Origin of the sequence: Streptomyces sp. NPDC056479 (genome assembly GCF_042795335.1) — a bacterium.
GTDB lineage: Bacteria > Actinomycetota > Actinomycetes > Streptomycetales > Streptomycetaceae > Streptomyces.
In genome coordinates this window covers 868,621-891,279 of the sequence record NZ_JBHTRZ010000003.1, presented here as the reverse complement: position 1 = coordinate 891,279, position 22,659 = coordinate 868,621, and the positions used below count along the sequence as shown (strand labels likewise).

14 protein-coding genes are annotated in these 22,659 nt (G+C 68.0%); 11 read left to right on the top strand and 3 right to left on the bottom strand.

The window, feature by feature from the left end; all coding sequences use genetic code 11:
• Positions 1 to 121: 121 nt before the first annotated feature.
• On the bottom strand, positions 122 to 724 hold the full coding sequence (locus tag ACFQ6S_RS15425; protein WP_383408590.1) for a Uma2 family endonuclease: 603 nt from the start codon (positions 722 to 724) through the stop codon (positions 122 to 124).
• Between the two features lie 272 nt (positions 725 to 996).
• Between ACFQ6S_RS15425 and ACFQ6S_RS15420 the strand changes: the two genes are divergently transcribed.
• The gene (locus ACFQ6S_RS15420) at positions 997 to 2,100 is read left to right on the top strand and encodes a lytic polysaccharide monooxygenase (RefSeq protein ID WP_383408588.1); all 1,104 of its coding nucleotides are present in this window, start codon (positions 997 to 999) and stop codon (positions 2,098 to 2,100) included.
• A 374-nt stretch (positions 2,101 to 2,474) separates the two neighbouring features.
• Positions 2,475 to 5,741, top strand: coding sequence for a GH92 family glycosyl hydrolase (locus tag ACFQ6S_RS15415; protein ID WP_383408585.1), 3,267 nt, complete (start codon positions 2,475 to 2,477; stop codon positions 5,739 to 5,741).
• A gap of 202 nt (positions 5,742 to 5,943) precedes the next feature.
• On the opposite strand, the gene ACFQ6S_RS15410 is transcribed toward ACFQ6S_RS15415, so the two are convergent.
• On the bottom strand, positions 5,944 to 9,744 hold the full coding sequence (locus tag ACFQ6S_RS15410; protein ID WP_383408583.1) for a GH92 family glycosyl hydrolase: 3,801 nt from the start codon (positions 9,742 to 9,744) through the stop codon (positions 5,944 to 5,946).
• 354 nt (positions 9,745 to 10,098) lie between these two features.
• On the opposite strand from ACFQ6S_RS15410, the gene ngcE reads away from it, so the two are divergent.
• From ngcE to ACFQ6S_RS15365, 9 genes are all read left to right on the top strand, one after another.
• Positions 10,099 to 11,562 carry an N-acetylglucosamine/diacetylchitobiose ABC transporter substrate-binding protein gene (ngcE, locus tag ACFQ6S_RS15405; RefSeq protein ID WP_383408580.1) on the top strand — a complete coding sequence of 488 codons (1,464 nt, stop codon included), beginning with the start codon at positions 10,099 to 10,101 and terminating at the stop codon, positions 11,560 to 11,562.
• A 56-nt stretch (positions 11,563 to 11,618) separates the two neighbouring features.
• Complete coding sequence (locus tag ACFQ6S_RS15400; RefSeq protein WP_383408578.1) at positions 11,619 to 12,545, top strand: carbohydrate ABC transporter permease; 927 nt, start codon at positions 11,619 to 11,621, stop codon at positions 12,543 to 12,545.
• Between the two features lie 3 nt (positions 12,546 to 12,548).
• The gene (locus ACFQ6S_RS15395; RefSeq protein ID WP_383408575.1) at positions 12,549 to 13,472 is read left to right on the top strand and encodes a carbohydrate ABC transporter permease; all 924 of its coding nucleotides are present in this window, start codon (positions 12,549 to 12,551) and stop codon (positions 13,470 to 13,472) included.
• Positions 13,473 to 13,690: 218 nt separating this feature from the next.
• Complete coding sequence (locus ACFQ6S_RS15390; RefSeq protein WP_383409280.1) at positions 13,691 to 14,890, top strand: ROK family protein; 1,200 nt, start codon at positions 13,691 to 13,693, stop codon at positions 14,888 to 14,890.
• A 133-nt stretch (positions 14,891 to 15,023) separates the two neighbouring features.
• Positions 15,024 to 16,124, top strand: a complete 1,101-nt coding sequence (locus ACFQ6S_RS15385; RefSeq protein WP_383409277.1) for a sugar ABC transporter substrate-binding protein — start codon at positions 15,024 to 15,026, stop codon at positions 16,122 to 16,124.
• A gap of 197 nt (positions 16,125 to 16,321) precedes the next feature.
• Positions 16,322 to 17,113, top strand: coding sequence for an ATP-binding cassette domain-containing protein (locus ACFQ6S_RS15380; RefSeq protein WP_383408572.1), 792 nt, complete (start codon positions 16,322 to 16,324; stop codon positions 17,111 to 17,113).
• Positions 17,110 to 18,402, top strand: coding sequence for a sugar ABC transporter permease (locus ACFQ6S_RS15375; protein ID WP_383408569.1), 1,293 nt, complete (start codon positions 17,110 to 17,112; stop codon positions 18,400 to 18,402). The genes ACFQ6S_RS15380 and ACFQ6S_RS15375 overlap by 4 nt, the downstream gene beginning before the upstream one ends.
• 231 nt (positions 18,403 to 18,633) lie before the next feature.
• A complete protein-coding gene (gene dxs / locus ACFQ6S_RS15370) occupies positions 18,634 to 20,562 on the top strand; it encodes a 1-deoxy-D-xylulose-5-phosphate synthase (RefSeq protein WP_383408566.1) in 1,929 nt (642 codons plus the stop codon).
• A 146-nt stretch (positions 20,563 to 20,708) separates the two neighbouring features.
• Positions 20,709 to 22,232 (top strand): amino acid permease, encoded by a 1,524-nt coding sequence (locus ACFQ6S_RS15365; protein WP_383408563.1) that lies wholly within the window; start codon positions 20,709 to 20,711, stop codon positions 22,230 to 22,232.
• Between the two features lie 46 nt (positions 22,233 to 22,278).
• Here ACFQ6S_RS15365 and ACFQ6S_RS15360 read toward each other — a convergent pair whose 3' ends face one another.
• The gene (locus ACFQ6S_RS15360) at positions 22,279 to 22,650 is read right to left on the bottom strand and encodes an NTP pyrophosphohydrolase (RefSeq protein ID WP_383408560.1); all 372 of its coding nucleotides are present in this window, start codon (positions 22,648 to 22,650) and stop codon (positions 22,279 to 22,281) included.
• Positions 22,651 to 22,659: the final 9 nt, after the last annotated feature.

Sequence of the window (22,659 nt, the reverse complement as noted above, 5' to 3'; positions counted from 1 at the left end):
GGGCTGCGCCAGCGGACCGCCGGACTCATACCAACAGCGAGTTGATCCCTGCACCGTGCGGGCCCGCCCCACTCCAGCGCACGACGCAGCAACTCGATCTCGCCGCTGTCCTGAGACGGAGTCAGAATCCCACGAGCGCGTCGAGGTCGATCTCGACGGGGAACGGCAACTCCGTGACGAGCTTGTCGTGGTGGACCGGGTGCGACGGCGCGGGGAAGTACGAGAGCGTGTCCGCGTTGAGCCAGTACTCGTGCACCGCGAGTCTCTGATCGCGGTCCAGTTCCACGCGCCAGTAGAACGGGACCTTGTTGGCGGCGAAGAGCGCGGGCTTGCGTACGCGATCGTCCTGCCGGGAGCCGGGGGAGACGACCTCCACGACGAGAGCGACCTTCCCCACCGGGATGCACTCGGCTTCGAAGAAGTTCAATTTCCGAGGGTCATAGACGATCACATCGGGTTTGGGGGTGTTTCTGTCGTCCACCATTACGCACTGCTCGGTCAGAACCCTGTAGGGCTCAACTCGTGCACTCTTGAGGGCGTCGGCGATGCCGTCCCGCACTTCGTTGTGCCAGACATTGGTTTGCCCACGTGCCACGATCTTTCCATCCACGAGTTCCCAGTCGAAGGGCAGCTCCAAGTGCTTGACCTGATCAAAGGTCCAGCCGTCAGCCGGCGGGAACATCCAGGTGTCCTCGGTGGCCGGTCCCTGCTGGGGTGTGGGCATCACTGCTCCCATGGACGCCGGTGTGGACGCCGATACGCGGCGTGATCGTACGTACGAAGGTATCGCCACCCGAAGCGGTGATGCCACGGCACGCCTTGACGGGTGCGGCAGGCGTTTACAACCCCGCCCCACAGCGCTACCTTCCGCAACAGACGGGGTGGGAGCGCTCCCATGGACGGTGGACCGGAACCCGCCGCCCACCAACCGCTCCCGCCCCGCACACCCGACACGCAATCGCACGGCCCGTACCCGAAGGAACGGACTAGTCTGTCATGACCCTGACAACACCGACATCGGGGCGCTCCACCGCACCAGCCCCCCGCCGATTAACCCACCCCACCCCCACCAAAGCGCTCTTCCTCATCCTGATCTCCCTACTCGCCACCATCCCCGCCCTCACCCTCGTCATGACCACCGGCGCCCCGGCGGAGGCGCACGGCACCCCCATGAAACCCGGCAGCCGCACCTTCCTCTGCTGGCAGGACGGCCTGACCGACACCGGTGAGATCAAGCCCGTCAACCCGGCCTGCAAGACGGCCCAACAGGTCAGCGGCACCACGCCGTTCTACAACTGGTTCTCGGTGCTGCGCTCCGACGGCGCCGGCCGAACCCGCGGCTTCGTGCCCGACGGTGAGCTGTGCAGCGGCGGCAACACCAACTTCACCGGCTTCAACACCCCCAGCAAGGACTGGCCGCTCACCCACCTCACCTCGGGCGCGACCGTCGACTTCTCCTACAACGCCTGGGCCGCGCACCCGGGTTGGTTCCACGTCTACATCACCAAGGACGGCTTCGACCCGACCCAGACCCTCACCTGGGACGACATGGAGGAGCGGCCCTTCCTGAGCGTCGACCACCCGCCCCTCAACGGCTCCCCGGGCACGGTCGAGGCCAACTACTCCTGGACCGGGCAGCTGCCGGCGAACAAGTCGGGCCGGCACCTCGTGTACATGGTCTGGCAGCGCTCGGACAGCGCCGAGACCTTCTACTCCTGCTCCGACATCGTCTTCGACGGCGGCAACGGCGAGGTGACCGGCATCAAGGAGCCCGGCAACCCGACCGACCCGGTGCCGGGCGAGTGCTCCGCCACCCGTCGTACGAGCGGCAGTTGGTCCGGTGGCCATCAGTCCGAGGTGACCGTCACCAACACCGGCGATGTCCCGATGCTCGGCTGGATGGTCGACTGGACGCTCCCCTCCGGGCAGAAGGTCGAGAGCCTCTGGAGCGGCAACGCGACGTACGACGGCCAGGACGTGATGGTCCACAACGCCGACTGGAACGGCTCCCTCGATCCGGGGGAGAGCACGACATTCGGGTACGTCGTCTCCGGATCCGGCGGTGACAGTACGACGGCTCTGCCCTGCCGAGTGGGCTGAACCGTCGCTCCGGGCGGACCCGGTGGGCGTGAGCATCCGTCCACCGGGTCCGCGAGCCGGACGGGCCCGAGGGGGGGAAGTGGGGCCGTCCGGTTGGTGAGTGGCTTGTGCGAGGCCGCGATGCGACAACGTTGTCGAGTGGTCTGCCGGATGACTCTACCGCTCCAACGGACAACGATGTCAAGCCAGTTGGGCGCCAAGTGATCCATGGCATCCCGCAGAGGAGCCGTTGCCCGGCTGCCCCATCCAGGTGATCACCGCGCGTGCCCTGCGGCGGCAGGCGCTCTTCCGTGGTACCGGTGGCACACGCTACTGTCCCTGCGGCTTGTGCGACCTGTGGTGCGCGACCCGTCCGAAGGAGGAGGGGCCGCGTCATGCGCTTCCGTCCCATGTCCTTGTTGCTGGCCGCCGTGCTCGCGGCCGGCGGCGCCACCCCCGCCCTCGCGGCGACGACAGCACCCCCGGACCTGGTCAAGGACCCGACGTCGTACGTCGATCCGCTGATCGGCACCAAGAACGGCGGCAATGTCTTCCCGGGCGCCGTCACCCCGTTCGGCATGCTCTCCTTCAGCCCCGAGAACACCCGCGGAGATGCCACCCGCACAGCCGCACCCGGCGGTTACCACTACGACGCCACCCGCATCCGCGGCTTCAGCCTCACCCATATGTCCGGCACCGGGTGCGCGGGCGGCAGCGGTGACATCCCGTTCTTCCCGTACGCCGGCGAGGTCACCTCCTCACCCGCGAGCGACACCAAGGACGCCGTCTACGCCTCCGACTTCAGCCATGCCGACGAGACCGCGGAGCCCGGCCGCTACCAGGTCCGGCTCGCGTCCGGCGTCGGCGCCGACCTCACCGCCACCACCCGTACCGGCTCGGCACGCTTCACCTTTCCGGCCGACAAGCCCGCCTCGCTGCTGGTGAGAACCGCCAACTCCGAGATGGGCTCCACCGACTCGACGGTAAGGATCGATCCGTCGAAGCGCACGATCTCCGGGTCCGTCACCTCCGGGAACTTCTGCGGATACCTCGACCCGGAGGGCCAACGCGCCTACTACACCGTCCACTTCACCGCCCGGTTCGACCGCGCCTTCAAGTCGACCGGCACCTGGCAGGACGACAGGCTGAACCCCGGCTCGACCTCCGTGTCCGGCGGCACCGGCGGGTTCGCGAACGGGGGCCGCCCCGTCGCCGGCAAGGGGGCCGGCGGCTACGTCGAGTTCGCGCCCGGCACCGGGCCGGTGAACGTCAAGGTCGGCATCTCGTACGTCGACCAGGCCGGCGCCGAGGCCAACCTCGCGGCGGAGAACCCGCCGCACCGCTCCTTCGACGCCGTACGGGACGCCGCCCGCCGCGCCTGGCGCGAGCGTCTCTCCGCGATCCGGGTCGGAGGCGGCACCGACGCCGAGCGCACCACCTTCTACACCGCGCTCTACCACGCCCTTCTGCACCCGAACGTCATCAGCGACGCCGACCGCAGATATCGCGGCCCCGACGGCGAGGTCCACACCGTCGGCCGCGGTCACCAGGCCCAGTACGGCACCTTCTCCGGCTGGGACGTGTACCGCGACCAGGTCCAGCTGCTCACCCTCCTCAACCCGCGCGTCGGCTCGGACATCGCCCAGTCCCTTTACGAGCTGGCGGAGCAGAACGGCGGCATCTGGGACCGCTGGCTGCACGGCGCGAGCGGCACCCATGTCATGAACGGTGACCCCTCACCCATCGCCCTGGCCGGCATCCGGGCCTTCGGGGGGACGGACTTCGATCTGCGCGGCGCGCTGACGTCGCTGGTGAAGGCGGCGACCGTACCCACCGGCAAGGACCTGTCGCCCGCCGGGAAGCCGGTGCTGTCCGTCGGGCAGCGCCCGTCGTTGGACAAGTATCTGAAGCAGCACTACATGCCGTCCGTGTCGAACGCCTGGGGCGGCGCCGCCGAGACACTGGAGATGTCCGGCGCCGACTTCGCCCTCTCCCAACTCGCCACCGCGGCGGGACGGAAGGACACGGCCGCCGCCTTCGCGCACCGGGCCCAGTGGTGGCAGAACAACTTCAACATCGCCGCCACCCCGGCCGGCGGTTACATCGCCAACCGCAAGGCCGACGGCAGCTGGGTCACCGGATTCACCCCGGCCACCGGCAACGGGTTCGTAGAGGGCACGGCGGCCCAGTACACGTGGATGGTCCAGCACAACCCGGCCGGGCTGTTCGCCGCGATGGGCGGCCGTGACACGGCCGTGAAGCGCCTCGACGCCTTCTTCCACGACGCCGACGGCAGCTGGGCCTTCACCGGCAGCGGCGGCGACAAGTCCGAGCTGGACAACGAGCCGTCCATCAACGTGCCCTACCTGTACGCCTACGCGGGCGCCCCGTACAAGACGCAGGAGACCGTCCGGGCCGCGATGCGCGAGCTGTGGTCCACCGAGCCCGGCGGTATCCCCGGCAACGACGACCTCGGCGCCATGTCGTCCTGGTACGTGTTCTCCGCGCTCGGCATGTACCCCCAGGTGCCGTCGCGCGCCGAACTGATCCTCGCTTCACCGCTGTTCCCGCGCATCGAGATCGACCGCCCGAACGGCGGCGACATCTCCGTACACGCCGAAGGAGCCGCCGCCGACGCGCCGTACATCCACTCCCTGAAGGTCAACGGCCGTACCGGCGACCGCGCTTGGCTGCCGGCGTCCTTCGTGCGGGACGGCGGCCGGCTGGACTACACGCTCTCCGGTACGCCCGCCCCGGCCTGGGGAGCGTCCGAGGCGCCGCCCTCCTTCCGCGAGGGCGAACAGCCGTACCAGGTCGGCGTCGGCCCGACCACGGCGACGCTCCCGCCCGGCGGGAGCGCCAAGGTCGGCATTCGTGCCCTGTCGATGAGCGGGGGAGCGGGCCCCGAGGTGCGCTTCCGCGTCGACGCGCCCGACGGGATCACCGCGATGCCCGCCGAGGGCACGGTGACCGACGGCTCGCAGGAGATCACCTTGACCTCCGCCGAGGGCGCCGCTCAGGGCTTCTACGCCGTCGAGGTCACGGTGACCTCGGGCGACACCTCCTACGCACAGCCCGTGGCCCTGACCGTCGCGGCACCGGGCACTCTCCTCGCCGCCTACAACAACACCGGTGTCTCCGACGACGCCGGGGACCACGACGAGGCCGACTTCGACGGCGGCGGCTGGAGCTACTCCCGCCAGGCCCTCGCCGACGCCGGCCTGACACCGGGCGGGCAGGGCACGGTGGGCGGCCTCACCTTCATCTGGCCCAGTTCGCCGAACGGGCGCCCGGACAACGTCTCGGCGGCGGGGCAGACGATCGAACTCGCCGGTTCCGCACGTCAGTTGTCGTTCCTCGGCAGTGGCGTCAACGGCAACCAGCAGTCCGAGGCCACCGTCACCTACACCGACGGCGGCACCGACACGATCGACCTCGCCCTCACCGACTGGACCGTGGGCGGTGGCGCCGGCACCGTGCGGTACGGCAATGAGGTCGTCGCCCGAGCCGCGTACCGGAACGTCGCGGGCGCGGACCGGGATCCCGTGGACACCTACGTCTTCGCCACCAAGCCGTTCACGGCGCCGGCCGACAGGACGATCGCGCGGGTGACACTGCCGGACAATGGCGACCTGCACGTGTTCACGCTGGCTGTGGGCTGAGTCCCAACACCTCGGCCAACCGGTCCAGTTGGCGGCGCACCTGATCGCGTAAGGGCAGACCGCGTACCGCCGGGCCCGGGCCGCCCGGCGGTACGCGGTCTGCTCCAGCAACAGGTCGTACGGTTCGGGGGCCGATCGGCCGGAACGCCTCGTCGGCAGCCAGGCCGGATCGACACCCTGCATGAGACCCCCATGCAGTTGCTCAGGCGAGCAGTTCGACTTCCGAGACCACCGCCTCGCCGTCGAGCACCAGGCGGTACTTCCCGTACGTACCCGTCGACTTCACGGAGAACGCCCGTGTCTGCCGGTCCCAGGCGAAGGACTGCCCGGAGCGCTCGTCGAGGGTCCGCCAGGTGGTGCCGTCGTCGGACCCCTGGAGCTTCCAGCCGGTCGGCGCCTTCGTGCGGTCCGACGGCGATGTCAGGGTGTACTGCACGGCCTTGGTGCCCTCGGACACCGGCAGCTCCACCGACGTGACGCTCTCCTGGGTCGCCGAGGTGTTGTCGAACAGCGCCCCGGCCCCCTTCAGCACGTCCGCCCGCGGGGTCGGCACCTTGTCGTCCTTGGTGATCGACACGGGCGCTGCGTTCTTGCCCGTACCCCACGAGGAGGGCCGCGGACCCATGTCGAACTCCAGGACCCCGCCCTTCGCGAGCAGCTTGTGGGGGAGCGAAGTCGACTTCCACGGAACGCCGTTGACCTTCAGGCCCTGGACGTACACATTGCGGGTGCTGTTCTTCGGCGCCTTGACGACCAGCTCACGGCCGTTCTCCAGATGGACCGTCGCCTTGGTGAACAGGGGCGAGCCGATGGCGTACTCGCCACTGCCCATCACCAGCGGGTAGAAGCCCAGCGCGGAGAAGAGGAACCAGGCCGACTGCTCGCCGTTGTCCTCGTCGCCGTGGTAGCCCTGCCCGATCTCGCTGCCCGTGTACAGCCGCGACAGCACCTCACGGATGCTCGACTGCGTCTTCCACGGCTGTCCGGCCGCGTCGTACATGTACAGGGCGTGGTGGGCGACCTGGTTGGAGTGCCCGTACATACCCATCCGCACGTCCCGCGCCTCCGTCATCTCGTGGATGACACCCGGGTACGAGCCGATGAAGTCGGGCGAGGCCGTCTCGGGGGTGGAGAGGTACTGGTCGAGCTTGTCCGCGAGCCCGCCGCGGCCGCCGTAGAGGTTGGCGAGGCCGCGGCTGTCCTGCGGGGCGGTGAAGGCGTAACCGTAGCCGTTGGTCTCGGTGTAGTCGTAGCCCCACACGCGCGGGTCGTACTTGGACGACTCGACCCGCCAATCGCCCTTGGCGTCGCGCCCCTGGAAGAACCCGGCCTTGGAGTCGAACAGGTTCACATAGTCCTGGGCACGGTTGAGGAAGTACGCCGACTCCTCCTTGTACCGCTTCTCGCCGGTCTTCTCGTACAGCTTCCGGCCCATCTGGGCGATGCCGTAGTCGTTGAGGTAACCCTCCAGCGCCCACGACAGGCCCTCGTGCGTGTCGGTGCTGGTGTAGCCGAGGAACGGCGAGGTGTCCATGCCCTTGCGGCCGACGCCCGACGAGGGCGGCACGACCGTGGCGTTCTTCACGGCCGCGTCGTACGCCGACTTCGCGTCGAAGTCGACGCCCTTGACGTACGCGTCCGCGAACGCGACGTCCGACGAGGTGCCCGTCATCAGGTCCGCGTATCCGGGCGACGACCAGCGCGAGGTCCAGCCGCCGTCCTTGTACTGCTGCACGAACCCGTCGACCATCTCACCGGCCTGACCGGGGGTCAGGAACGAGTACGCCGGCCAGGTGGTCCGGTACGTGTCCCAGAAACCGTTGTTGACGTACACCTTGCCGTCCACGATCTTCGCGCCGGTGTGCGTCGGGGTGTCCGGACCCGTCATCGGCGAGAACGGAGAGGCGTACCGGTACGTCGAACCGACCTTCTCGAAGCCGGAGTTGGGGTACAGGTACAGCCGGTACAGGCTGGAGTACAGCGTGGTCAGCTGGTCCGGCGTCGCGCCCTCGACCTCGACCTTGCCGAGCAGTTTGTCCCACTGGCGCTGGGCCCGGTTCTTCACCGTGTCGAAGGAGGTGCCGTCCGGGATCTCCTGGCGCAGGTTGTCCTTCGCCTGGTCGATGCTGATGAGCGAGGTGGCGATCCGCAGGGTGACCGCCTTGTTCTCCGGCTTGAACCGCAGATAGCCCTTGACCCCGCTCGACGATCCGTCCTCCACCGGCGCGTCGAACACGCCGTACACGAACAGCCGGGTCGCTCCCGTGGACAGCCCCGACTTCACGTCGGAGTAGCCGGTGAACGTCCCGGTCTCTTTGTCGAGGGTCAGCCCCGCCTGGTCGGTGACGTTGTCGAAGAGCACGCTCGCGTCGTCGCCCGGGTAGGTGAAGCGCATGACGGCCGCGTGGTCGGTCGGCGTCATCTCCGCCTTGAGACCGTTCGCGAAACGCACACCGTAGTAGTACGGCCGCGCCGTCTCGTTCTCGTGCCGGAAGGCCAGCTGCCGTGCCTCGCGGCCCAGGTCGGGAGTGCCGGACGCGGCGGACGGCATCACCTGGAAGGTCTGCCGGTCGCCCATCCAGGGGCTGGGCTCATGGCTGGCGCTGAACGCCTGGATCGTCGGCAGGTTGTCGTCGTTGTTGGCCCGCGCGTAGTCGTACAGCCAGCTCAAGGAACCCGCGTTGGTCACCGGGGTCCAGAAGTTGAATCCGTGCGGCACCGCCGTCGCTGGGAAGTTGTTGCCGCGCGAGAAGCCGCCGCTGGAATGGGTGCCGCGGGTCGTCAGCGCGTAGTCGGACAGATGCGCCTTCGGCTTCTCCCGCGGTACGGCCTTCAGCGCGACGTCGTCCAGCCAGCCCCGGAACTTCGCCGGGCCCTTGGGGGAGTCGTAGGCCACCAGGATCCGGTCGACGGTCTTGCCGGCCGCGACCGACCCGATCCGCGAGGCCACACTGTTCCACTGGTTGACATAGAGGACCTTGGCCGCGCCCTGCCCCTGCGGGGTCAGCGCGAACCCGTGCTGGTCCGTCGCCTTCAGGTCGCTCAGATACGTTCCGTCCGTGAAGGCGAGGTCCACGGAGACGTTCGTGGCGTCATAGTCCAGGTCGCGGTCCGCCATCGACGGGAAGATCCGGTACGACAGCTGCGTATCGCGTCCCACGCCCACATTGACGTCGAAGACCTTGTTGTACGAGTACGCCCGGGCGTCGGTGGTGTGCCGGCCGGCGTAGCGCAGTGCCCGCTTGCCGGTGAAGCCCGCGCCCGCCTTCGCCGTCGGCGAGCCGCTGGGGCCCTTGTCGACCAGCGAGAGCATGTCCTGAGGTATCGGGTTGGCGCTGCCGCCCTTGGAGAACTGGACGTCGGCGAGCTGGAGGATGTCGCCGCCGTTGTTCTTGGAGATCTCCAGCCGGAAGTGCCGGTACTCGGCCGGCTCGGCGATGTCGTACGTCTTCGTCTGGAACGGCTCGGAGAAGGACTCGCCGGTGCGGGTGTCCACGGTGGTCCAGTTCGTGCCGTCCGTGGAGCCCTGCAGGGTCCAGTCCTGCGGGTTGCGCTCGTCGTGGTCGTTGGCCGACGTGAGCGCGTAGGTGACCACCTTGACCGGTGCGGCCAGGTCGAACTCGACCCAGCCGGTGGGGGCGAACGTCAGCCACTTGGTGGTCGGCTCGACGTCGACGAGATTCTCCTTCACCTCCCGCGCGCCGGCGTTCTCGCCGCTGGCCCGGACATCCGTGACCTGGTCGGTGACATTGCCCGGGATGCCGCTGCTGTAGCCGCCGTCCACGCCCGCGGCGCGTTTGGCCCCGTCCGCGGCCGTGTCGACGGTATTGAGCCAGTCGGGTGCCGGGTCGTCCGCCTCGAACGAGGACGAGAACTCCCGGTCGGCCGCCGCGGGCGCCTCAGGCAGGGCGACGGCCACCCCCTGCGAGCCCACTGCCAAAGCAAAGGCGGTCGCCGACACGACCGCCCTTCCACCCCATCTGTGCCGAGCTCTCTGCTGCATAAGCCGGTACCCTCCCTGCGCACGGGGACAACGTTGTCAACTTCGCTGCGCAAGGATCAGTTGTTGCTCAAGTGCCGGGTATTGTCAAGGGTGTTGGCTGTGGCATTCGGGGCTTATGTCGCGGATTTTTCGGGCAAGCCGCGCACAGGCCGCTCATATTTCCGTGAGGTCTCAACTCGGAAAAGACCATTGGCCAACCTTGCATTCGATCTTGCTCCGCTGGCGGGAAGTGGACTATACCTGTCGGCACTTCACATGATTCGGCACTTCCTGCACGACCCCAGCTTGACCCGATCGCGGTGCCGGGAGGATCCGGTTCACCGCCTGAGTCCTGGAGAAGGCGAGGACTTGAGCATGGGATCCACTTCTGCCCAGAATCCGGAGAACAACGGCTCCGCACGTGTCGGACGCCGCGATCTGATCAAGCGGTCCGCCGCGCTCGGCCTGATCTCCGTGCCCACGATGAGCTTCCTGTCCGCGTGTGCGAGCAGCGGGGGAAGCGACAACGGAGACAAGGCCAAGGAAGGCAAGAAGACCGCGAAGAACCCGCTCGGCGTCAATGACACCGCGCAGATGGAGTTCGTGCTGTTCGACGGCGGCTTCGGCAAGGAGTACGCCGAGGACGCCGTGAAGATCTACGAGAAGAACTTCCCCGAGGTGACGGTGAAGTTCGCCGCCACCCAGAAGATCCAGTCCACGCTCCAGCCCCGCTTCAACCAGGGCACCCCGCCGGACCTCATCGACAACTCCGGGGCCGAGCAGATGGACATGGGCGTCCTGGTCGGCAAGGAGCAGCTCGCCGACCTCACACCGCTGCTGGACGCCCCGTCGTACGACGACCCGAACAAGAAGGTCCGCGACACCCTGCGCCCCGGCATCGTGGAGATGGGGCAGTTCGACGGCGACCCGGTCTGGATCATGTACTACGCCTACACGGTGTACGGCGTCTGGTACTCGCAGAAGGCCCTGGACTCGCTCGACGAGCAGTACCCCGAGACCTGGGACCAGATGCTCGCGGTCTGCGAGAAGGCCAAGAAGAAGGGCATGGCGGGCTGGACGTACGCGGGCAAGTACCCGTACTACCTCCCCTTCTCGCTCTACCCGATGATCGGCAAGGTCGGCGGTGTCGAGGTCCTCGACGCCATCGACAACCTGGAGGCGAACGCCTGGAAGCACCCGGCGGTCAAGGCGTGCTTCGAGGCCTACTACGAGCTCTACAAGAAGGGCTACGTCCTCAAGGGCACCCCGGGTCTGGACCACATCCAGTCGCAGACCGCGTGGGCCCAGGGCAAGGCGCTGTTCATCCCGAACGGCTCCTGGGTGGAGAACGAGTCGGCGAACGTCATTCCGAAGGACTTCGACCTCGCCGTCTCCGCGCCGACCGGCATCGACTCCTCCGACAAGCTGCCCTTCGGCACGATCTGGGCCTCCGGCGGTGAGCCCTTCATCGTCCCCGCCAAGGCGAAGAACACCGCGGGCGGCATGGAGCAGCTGCGCATCATGCTGAGCGAGGCGAGCTCCAAGAACTTCACCGGCAAGGTCAAGTCGCTGACCGCGTACAACGGCGGCACCGACGGCATCAGCCTCACCCCGGGTCTCAAGTCCGGCGTGGCGGCGCTGGACAAGGCCGGCCAGAACGTGGTGAACCCGCGGCTCCAGGACTGGTATGTGCAGCTCCAGAAGGAGAAGATCGGTGTCTCCGGTCTCGGCGAGATGATGGCCGGACGCCTCACGCCGGCCGAGGCCATCAAGAAGATCCAGGGCTTCGCCGACGAGGCCGCCAAGGACTCGTCGATCAAGCACTACAAGCACCAGTAGCTCAGGCGGATCCGTCACCAGCGGCTGCACGCGCGCGCAGATCGGGGTCGATAGCAATGCAGCACGGCAAGTACCGGTTCATCGTGGGGTTCCTCGCGGTGCCCCTGGGGCTGTACGCGCTCTTCGTCATCTGGCCGTTCATCCAGTCCATCTATTACTCGTTCACGGACTGGACCGGGCTGAGCCCCGAATTCAAGATGGTCGGCTTCGACAACTACGAGAGGATGCTCGACGACGACATCTTCTGGAAGTCGTTGCAGCACAGCTTGTTGTTCGCATTGCTGCTGCCGCTGGTGACACTCAGTTTCGCGCTTTTCCTCTCCTTCATGATCAATGTGGGCGGGCGGCGCAGAAAGGGCGGCCCGGCGATCACCGGGGTCCGCGGGTCCTCGTTCTACAAGATCGTCTATTTCTTCCCGCAGGTGCTGTCGATCGCGATCGTCGCGCTGCTGTTCGCCTTCGCGTACAACCCGGACAGCGGCGCGATCAACTCGATCCTGCGCGGGGTCGGGCTCGACAGCATCCAGCCGCTCTGGCTGGGCGACCCGAATCTCGCGCTGTGGGCCGTGATGGGAGTGATCGTCTGGTCCACGGTCGGCTTCTTCGTGGTCCTGTTCTCCGCCGGTATGGCCTCCATTCCGGCGGATCTGTACGAGGCTGCGCTGCTCGACGGGGCCGGCCGCGCCAGCACGTTCTTCCGGATCACCCTGCCGCTGCTGTGGGACACCGTGCAGTCCGGCTGGGTCTACATGGGCATCCTCGCCCTGGGCGCCGAGTCGTTCGCGGTCGTACACATCATGACGACCGGACCCGGTGGCCCCGACTACTCGACCACGGTCATGGTCCTGTACGTGTACCAGAAAGCGTTCCGTGACGGGCAGGCCGCCTACGCCACCACGATCGGTGTGGCCCTGCTCGTCGTCACGCTGGCCTTCGCCGCGGTCGTCATGCGGCTGGGGCGTCGCGAGCGGCTGGAGTTCTGAGAGATGAAGACGACCGAGACCACCGCTCCCGTACCGGCCGAGTCCGGGATGCCCATCACCAAGACCGGGGTGCCGGCCAAGGCGCCGGCCAAGGAGAAGAAAGAGGGCGGCGTCCTCAACGTCTTCTCCCACGGCGTTCTCGTCATCTGGGCGTTCATGGTCGCCATGCCGCTGCTGTGGGCGGTGATGACGTCCTTCAAGGACGACGCCTCGATCTTCGGCTCGCCCTGGTCACTGCCGGACAAACTGCACTTCTCGAACTGGTCGAGGGCGTGGACCCAGGCCAACATGAGCGACTACTTCCTCAACACCATCCTGGTGGTGGGGGGTTCGCTGATCGGCACGCTGGTGCTCGGCTCGATGGCGGCGTACGTCCTCGCCCGCTTCGACTTCCCGGGCAACCGCTTCATCTACTTCCTGTTCATCGGCGGCATGAGCTTCCCGATCATGCTCGCGCTGGTCCCGCTCTTCTACGTCGTGAACAACATGGGACTGCTGAACACGATCCACGGGCTGATCCTCGTCTACATCGCGTATTCGCTGCCCTTCACCGTGTTCTTCCTCACGGCGTTCTTCCGCACCCTGCCGACATCGGTGGCCGAGGCGGCCTTCGTCGACGGCGCCTCGCACACCCGTACGTTCTTCCAGATCATGCTCCCGATGGCCAAGCCGGGACTGATCAGCGTCGGCATCTTCAACTTCCTGGGCCAGTGGAACCAGTACATGCTGCCCACGGTCCTCAACACCGACCCGGACAAGCGGGTGCTCACCCAGGGTCTGGTGCAATTGGCCGTCAGCCAGGGCTACAAGGGCGACTGGTCCGGTCTCTTCGCCGGCCTGGTGATGGCCATGCTGCCGGTGCTCGCGGCCTACATCGTCTTCCAGCGCCAGGTGGTGGCGGGACTGACGGCGGGGGCTCTGAAGTAGGCCGAGGCGGCGCTTCCGGGATGAGCCGGGGGTAGCGCTCCGAAACCGATCGCGTGCACGCCGTTCCCGCTCCCGGGAACGGTGTGCACTCATGTGTGCACGTACCCGGATCCGGTTCAACCTCTTGACGGGAGGCAACCCGAACGGCTCAGCTTAGAGTTCACTAGTTGGACACGAACGGGGCCTCATGGATGCGGTCCCGCGCGCAGGAGGTCGTCGTGGAGACTCCGGGGTCGCAGTCGTCGCTGCACCGAGCCAACCTGGAGCGGGTCGTGCGGGCCGTACGGCTGGCCGGATCCCTCACCCAGGCGGAGATCGCGAGGACCACCGGTCTTTCCGCGGCCACGGTCTCCAATATCGTCCGCGAGCTCAAGGACGGCGGAACGGTCGAGGTCACGCCCACGTCGGCGGGCGGCCGCCGGGCCCGCAGCGTCTCGCTGAGCGGGGACGCCGGCATCGTCATAGGGGTCGACTTCGGCCATACGCATTTGCGCGTCGCGGTCGGGAACCTGGCCCATCAGGTGCTGGCCGAGGAGTCCGAGCCGCTGGATGTGGACGCCTCCTCGACGCAAGGCTTCGACCGCGCCGAACAGCTGGTCAACCGGCTGATCGCGGCCACCGGCGTCGACCGTTCCAAGGTCGCCGGGGTCGGTGTCGGTGTGCCCGGCCCGATCGACGTCGAGTCCGGCACCCTCGGCTCGACCGCCATCCTCCCGGGCTGGACCGGCACCAAGCCGGCCGAGGAGCTGCGCGACCGGCTCGGGGTGCCCGTGCACGTGGACAACGACGCCAACCTGGGCGCCCTGGGCGAGCTGGTCTGGGGCAGCGGGCGGGGCGTGCGGGACCTGGCGTACATCAAGGTCGCGAGCGGTGTCGGCGCCGGTCTGGTGATCAACGGCAAGATCTACCGCGGGCCTGGTGGCACCGCGGGAGAAATCGGTCATATTACTCTTGATGAATCCGGCCCGGTCTGCCGTTGTGGAAACCGCGGCTGCCTGGAGACCTTCGCGGCCGCGCGCTATGTGCTCCCGCTGCTCCAGTCCAGTCATGGCACCGATCTGACCATGGAAGGGGTCGTACGGCTGGCCAGGGACGGAGATCCGGGCTGCCGTCGGGTGATCGCCGACGTCGGCCGCCACATCGGCAGCGGAGTCGCCAATCTGTGCAATCTCCTGAACCCGAGCCGCGTGGTCCTGGGCGGTGATCTCGCCGAGGCCGGTGAGCTGGTCCTCGGGCCGATCCGGGAGTCCGTCGGCCGCTACGCCATTCCCAGTGCGGCACGGCAACTGTCCGTTCTTCCCGGGGCACTTGGCGGCCGTGCCGAGGTGCTTGGAGCACTCGCGCTCGCGCTCAGCGAGATGGGTGATTCGACCCTTTTGGACAGCACGCTTCATGCGGCCGCGCCTGCCTTCACTTAGAGAACGGATGGCACCGTTGCCAACCCGTTAAGGATTTACTTCTTGACGTCGCACGTGTGGCCGAGTTGACTTCCAGCCACCTCGGCCGCAAGGACGCGGCCTCGTCAGGGAGGTTTCTGAAGTGAACACGCGCATGCGTCGTGCCGCCGTTGCCATTGCCGCTGGTGCGATGGCCGTCTCGCTGGCTGCCTGTGGCAGCGCCGAGGAATCGGGCGGCAACGACTCCACCGCTTCCGCGGCCAAGGGCGACGACATCAAGGTCGGTCTCCTGCTCCCGGAGAACCAGACGGCCCGCTACGAGAAGTTCGACCGGCCCCTGATCGAGCAGAAGATCAAGGACCTGACGAACGGCAAGGCGACGATCGACTACAACAACGCCAAGCAGGACGCCAACCTGCAGGCGCAGCAGGTCGACACCATGATCACCAACAAGGTGGACGTCCTGATCCTGGACGCCGTCGACGCCAAGGCGATCAAGAACTCCGTCCAGAAGGCCGTGGACGCCGGCATCAAGGTCGTCGCCTACGACCGCCTGGCCGAGGGCCCGATCAGCGCCTACACCTCGTTCGACAACGTGGCGGTCGGCAAGACCCAGGGCGAGGCCCTGCTGAAGGCCCTGGGTGACAAGGCCACCAAGGACTCCAAGGTCGTCATGATCAACGGCTCGGTGACCGACCCGAACGCCGCGATGTTCAAGGAGGGCGCGCACTCCGCCCTCGACGGCAAGGTCACCATCGCCAAGGAGTACGACACCAAGGAGTGGAAGCCGGAGAACGCCAACTCCGAGATGGAGGCGGCGATCTCCGCGGTCGGCAAGAACAACATCGCCGGCGTCTACTCCGCCAACGACGGCATGGCCGGCGGTATCATCACCGCGCTCAAGGCCGCGGGCATCAATGTCCCGGTCACCGGTCAGGACGCCGAGCTGGCCGCCGTGCAGCGCATCGTCACCGGCGAGCAGTACATGAGCGTCTACAAGCCGTACGCCCCCGAGGCCGACGCCGCCGCCGAGATGGCCGTCGCGCTGGCCCAGGGCAAGTCGCTCGACTCCATCGCCAAGGACAAGGTCGACAGCGGCAGCGAGAAGAGCATCCCGTCCGTCCTCGTCCCCGTCACCTCGCTGACGAAGGACAACATCAACGACACCGTCATCAAGGACGGCGTCTACACCGCCGACGAGATCTGCACCGGCAAGTACAAGGCCGCCTGCGACAAGGCCGGCGTCACCGGCTGAGCCGTATCGGCGAAAGCAGCTCAGGTCCCTTTCCAGGTGCGGGAATTCGTCCTTGAATTCCCGCACGGGACATGACTGCACAAGACTCCTCCGGCGCTCCGCGATACGTCAGCCCCGCAAGCTCGGCGCGGGGCGCCGGACGGAACCCCCCAACTTTTCTCTGCACAACCCTTCCGCCGGGTCAGGCGGCGAAGGAGATGGTTCACGTGTCCGCTACGCCCGTGCTGGCGTTGCGCGGGGTCTCCAAGCGGTTCGGTGCCGTTCAGGCGCTCACCGACGTAGAGCTTGAGGTCCACGCCGGTGAAGTGGTCGCCCTGGTGGGCGACAACGGCGCCGGAAAGTCCACGCTGGTCAAGACGATCGCCGGCGTGCACCCCATCGATGAGGGCGTCATCGAATGGGACGGCAAGGCCGTCTCGATCAACCGGCCGCACGACGCCCAGAACCTGGGCATCGCGACGGTCTACCAGGACCTCGCGCTGTGCGACAACATCGACGTCGTCGGCAACCTGTACCTGGGCCGTGAGGTCCGCAAATGGGGTGTCCTCGACGAGGTCGAGATGGAGCGCCGCTCGCGCGAGCTGCTCCAGACGCTGTCGATCCGCATCCCCAGCGTGCGTATCCCGATCGCCTCGCTCTCCGGCGGTCAGCGCCAGACCGTGGCCATCGCCCGTTCCATGCTCGGCGAGCCCAAGCTGGTCATCCTCGACGAGCCCACCGCCGCCCTCGGTGTCGAGCAGACCGCCCAGGTCCTCGACCTCGTGGAGCGGCTGCGCGAGCGCGGGCACGCCGTCATCCTCATCAGCCACAACATGGCCGACGTGAAGGCCGTCGCGGACAAGGTCGCCGTGCTGCGCCTGGGCCGCAACAACGGCGTCTTCGAGGTCAAGACGACCTCGCAGGAGGAGATCATCTCCGCCATCACCGGCGCCACCGAGAACGCCGTGACCCGCCGTGCGGCGCGCACGAACGGGGAGGCTTCCCAGTGAGCATCGACAAGACCTCCGCCACGGCGCAGGACCACGAGGTCCTCAACACCGAGGCCGCCGCGGCCGCGGTGACCGCCGTCGACCCGCGACTGCTGGTGCAGGAGCAGGGTCTGGCCGGCTACCTCACCGAGTTCCGGCGCAAGCTGAAGGCCGGTGAGCTGGGCTCCCTGCCGGTCATCCTCGGCCTGGTCGCCATCTGCGTCATCTTCCAGAGCCTGAACTCCGCCTTCCTGTCCGCGCAGAACATCAACGACATCACCGTCACGATGGTCGGCACGGGCATGATCTCCGTCGGCATCGTCTTCGTGCTGCTGCTCGGCGAGATCGACCTGTCCGTCGGCTCGGTCAGCGGCGCGTCCAGCGCCATCGCCGCCGTCCTCGCGGTGAACCAGGGCTGGCCCGAGTGGGCGGCCGTGCTCATCGCCGTCGCGGCGGGTGCTGTCATCGGCGCGGCGCACGGCTTCTTCTTCGCGGTGCTGGGCGCTCCCGCGTTCGCCGTCACGCTGGCCGGTCTGCTGTTCTGGCTCGGCTTCATGCTCCAGACGCTGGGCGAGAACGGCACGATCAACCTCGACAGCGACGGTCTGATCGGCAAGCTGACGACGTACTTCTTCACGGACGTCGCCGCCGCGTACGGCCTGGCGGCCGTGGTGACCGTGGTGTTCTTCATCACCTCGTTCCTCGGCAACCGCCGCCGTGAGGCCGCGGGCATCCCGTTCCGGCCGCTGAGCGACACCATCCTGCGGACGGTGCTGCTGGGCATCGTCTCCTTCGCCGCGGCGATCATGTACAACCAGTACAAGGGCCTGCCGCTGGCCACGGTGATCTTCCTGGTCTTCCTGGTCGTCACCGACTTCGTGCTGCGGCGTACCGCGTACGGCCGCAAGATCTTCGCGCTCGGTGGCAGCGTCGAGGCCTCGCGTCGTGCGGGTATCAACGTGACCACGGTGCGCATCACCGTGTTCGCCATCTCGGGTGGGTTCGCGGCGATCGGCGGCCTCTTCCTGGCCTCGAAGATCGCGTCGGCCAACCAGAGCGCCGGTACGGGTGACCTGCTGATGAACGCCATCGCGGCGGCCGTCATCGGTGGTACGTCGCTGTTCGGTGGACGTGGCCGCACGTGGAACGCGCTGCTCGGTGTGCTCGTGATCGTCTCGATCCAGTACGGCCTGCAGCTGGAGTCCATCGCCGAGCCGGTGAAGTACATGATCACCGCGGGTGTGCTGTTGACCACCGTGGTCATCGACTCGATCACCCGGAAGACGCAGAAGACCGCGGGTCGCGCGTAGCGCGGAACGCCGTAGCGCCGCAGGGGCGTGGGTGAACTGGCGGGTGCCGGTCCGTTGTGGCCGGTCGCGCAGTTCCCCGCGCCCCTTCTCGGCGTTGCAGTACGGGGTGTTACCGGGTAGAGCCGAATGCGTGATGTACGTCCCCGGGGCCGGGAACCTTCCGCTGAGGCGGAACATTAGACTCGACAAGCCCGGCAACAGCTCGAACAGCTCTACTGCAAGGAGGCACGGGTGCCGCTGCTGACCCGCATCACGGGACCGCGCGATCTGGACCGGCTCAGCCCTGAGCAGCTGGACCAGCTGGCAGAGGAGATCCGCACCTTCCTCGTCGAGGCGGTTTCCAAGACCGGCGGCCACCTCGGCCCCAACCTCGGTGTGGTGGAGCTGACCATCGCCCTGCACCGGGTCTTCGACTCGCCGAAGGACAAGGTGCTCTGGGACACCGGCCACCAGTCCTACGTCCACAAGCTGCTCACGGGCCGCCAGGACTTCAGCAGGCTGAAGATGAAGGGCGGCCTGTCGGGCTACCCCTCGCAGGCCGAGTCCGAGCACGACGTCATCGAGAACTCGCACGCCTCGACGGTCCTCGGCTGGGCCGACGGCCTCGCGAAAGCCAACCAGCTGCGCAAACGGGACGACCATGTCGTCGCCGTCATCGGTGACGGCGCGCTGACCGGCGGTATGGCCTGGGAGGCGCTGAACAACATCGCCGAGGCCAAGGACCGCCCCCTCGTCATCGTCGTCAACGACAACGAGCGGTCGTACTCGCCCACCATCGGCGGCCTCGCGAACCACCTGGCGACGCTGCGCACGACCGACGGCTACGAGCGCTTCCTCACCCGCACCAAGGAGATCCTCGACCGCACCCCGGTCGTCGGCAGGCCCCTCTACGAGACCCTGCACGGGGCCAAGAAGGGCCTCAAGGACTTCATCGCGCCGCAGGGCATGTTCGAGGACCTCGGGCTGAAGTACGTCGGCCCGATCGACGGACACGACATCGAGGCACTGGAGTCGGCGCTCGCCCGCGCCAAGCGCTTCGGCGGCCCGGTCATCGTGCACTGCCTCACCGAGAAGGGCCGCGGCTACCAGCCCGCCCTCCAGGACGAGGCGGACCGCTTCCACGGCATCGGCCCCATCCACCCCGACACCGGCCTGCCCATCAAGGCCTCGGGTGCCGACTGGACATCCGTCTTCGGCGACGAGATGGTCAAGCTCGGCAAGGAGCGCGAGGACATCGTGGCGATCACCGCGGCGATGCTCCAGCCGGTCGGCCTGAAGAAGTTCGCGGACACCTTCCCGGACCGCATCTACGACGTGGGCATCGCCGAACAGCACGGCGCCGTGTCCGCGGCGGGCCTGGCGACGGGCGGCGTGCACCCCGTCTTCGCCGTCTACGCCACCTTCCTCAACCGCGCCTTCGACCAGGTCCTCATGGACGTGGCCCTGCACAAGTGCGGCGTCACCTTCGTGCTCGACCGGGCCGGCGTCACCGGCACCGACGGCGCCTCCCACAACGGCATGTGGGACATGTCGATCCTCCAGGTCGTCCCGGGCCTCCGGCTCGCCGCCCCGCGCGACGCCGACCAGGTGCGCGCCCAGCTGCGCGAGGCCGTCGAGGTCGACGACGCCCCGACCGTCGTCCGCTTCTCCAAGGGCGCCGTCGGTCCCGCCGTACCCGCCGTGGGGCGCGTCGGTGGCATGGATGTGCTGCGCGAGCCCGGCACCGACACCCCGGACGTGCTGCTGGTCTCCGTGGGCGCCCTCGCGCCGATGTGCCTGGAGATCGCCTCGCTCCTCGACAAACAGGGCATCACCACCACCGTCGTCGACCCGCGTTGGGTCAAGCCCGTCGACGAGGCCATGGCCCCGCTCGCCGAGCGGCACCGCGTGGTCGTCACCGTCGAGGACAACTCCCGCGTCGGCGGCGTCGGCTCGGCCGTCGCCCAGGCCCTGCGCGACGCGGGCGTGGACGTCCCGCTGCGCGACTTCGGCATCCCGCCGCGCTTCCTCGACCACGCCTCCCGCGCCGAGGTCCTGGCAGAGATCGGCCTGACCGCCCCGGACATCGCCCGCCAGGTCACCGGTCTCGTCTCCAAGCTGGACGGCCGGTTCGACCGCACGGCGGCCGAGGTCGACGCGGTGGAGCCCGCGCGCGACTGAGGCGGGCCATAGCGCCGTACGGGCCGGTTTCACCACCGTGAAGAGTGGTGGAACCGGCCCATCTGTGTGAATCCGCCCACGCCTGGGCAGGCGTACCACGCCCCCTCTCGATCATGTCGAGGACGACAAGTGTGGGAGGTACGACCGTGAGCAGCACACTCTTCCGGACGAAGAGAGTCGAGCAGTCCATCCTCGATACCGAGGAGCCGGAGCACGCGCTCAAGAAGTCCTTGTCCGCGCTGGATCTGACCGTCTTCGGTGTCGGCGTCATCATCGGAACCGGCATCTTCGTGCTCACCGGCACCGTCGCGAAGAACAACGCCGGGCCCGCGGTGGCCCTGGCGTTCGTCGCGTCCGGTGTCGCCTGCGCGCTGGCCGCCCTCTGCTATGCCGAGTTCGCCTCCACCGTCCCCGTCGCCGGGTCGGCGTACACCTTCTCGTACGCCTCGCTCGGCGAACTGCCCGCCTGGATCATCGGCTGGGACCTGGTGCTGGAGTTCGCGCTCGGAACGGCGGTGGTGGCCGTCGGCTGGTCCGGCTACATCCAGTCGCTCATGGACAACGCGGGCTGGACGATGCCTGACGCCCTGGGCAGTCGGGAGGGCGCCGACGTCTTCGGCTTCGACATCCTCGCCGCCGCCCTCGTCCTCGTCCTCACCTGCATCCTCGTGGTCGGCATGAAGCTGTCCGCGCGCATCACGTCCTTGGTCGTCGCCATCAAGGTGACCGTCGTCCTCGTCGTGATCATCGCGGGTGCGTTCCTGATCGACGGTGACAACTACGACCCGTTCATCCCGAAGTCCCAGACGGTGGACGCCGGGAGCAGTCTCGACGCCCCGCTGATCCAGCTCATGTTCGGCTGGGCGCCCTCCAACTACGGCGTGATGGGCATCTTCACCGCCGCCTCGGTCGTGTTCTTCGCCTTCATCGGCTTCGACGTGGTGGCGACCGCCGCCGAGGAGACCAAGAACCCGCAGCGCGACATGCCGCGCGGCATCATCGGTTCCCTCATCATCTGCACCACGCTGTACGTCGCCGTGTCGATCGTCGTCACGGGCATGCAGCACTACAGCAAGCTGTCCGTCGACGCCCCGCTCGCCGACGCGTTCAAGGAGACCGGGCATCCCTGGTTCGCGGGCTTCATCAGCTTCGGCGCCGCGGTCGGCCTGACGACGGTCTGCATGATCCTGCTCCTCGGCCAGACCCGCGTCTTCTTCGCGATGAGCCGGGACGGACTGCTGCCGCGCTTCTTCTCCCGCGTCCACCCGCGCTTCAGGACCCCGCACCGGCCGACCATCCTGCTCGGCGTGATCATCGCGATCCTCGCCGGCTTCACCCCGCTGACCGAGCTCGCGGCCCTGGTGAACATCGGCACCCTGTTCGCCTTCGTGGTCGTGGCCATCGGCGTGATCATCCTCCGCAAGACCCGTCCCGACCTGCATCGGGCCTTCCGTACCCCGTGGGTGCCGGTCGTCCCGATCCTGTCGGTGTGCGCCTCACTGTGGCTGATGATCAACCTGCCCGCCGAGACCTGGGTCCGCTTCGCCATCTGGATGGTGGCGGGCTTCGGCGTGTACTTCCTCTACGGCCGCTCCCACAGCCGGCTCGCCGTGCACGAGGAGACGACCGAGGCCGAGGTCGAGAAGGGCAACCACGGAGACACCGCGTAGCCGGATCCGACGGACCCGACGACACGGGGCCGCGCACGGCACCCGGCTACGGCCGGACCGTGCGCGGCCCCGCCACGTCCGCCCCCAACTCCGCCACGCGCCGCCGCAGTTCCCGGTCCGCGGTCACCACCAGACAGGACCGTCCGCCGGCCCGCGCGACCAGCTCGACCATGTGATCGTCCCCGCTCCCGGCAGCGGACTCCACCCGCACCCCGGGCACGCTCGCCACGCCCCGAGCGGCGCCCTCCACGACGAGCACCAGCTCCACGGGCCCGGCATGCCCCGGCACCCCGTCCGCCGCCAGCCGGTCCCGCAGTCGTTCGGCGGCCCCCCGCCGGTCGCGCCACCACCCGTCGGGCACCGACCCGACGACGTTGGCGGCGTCGACGATCACGAGCAGGGGGACGTCGTCGTTCATGGGGCAAGG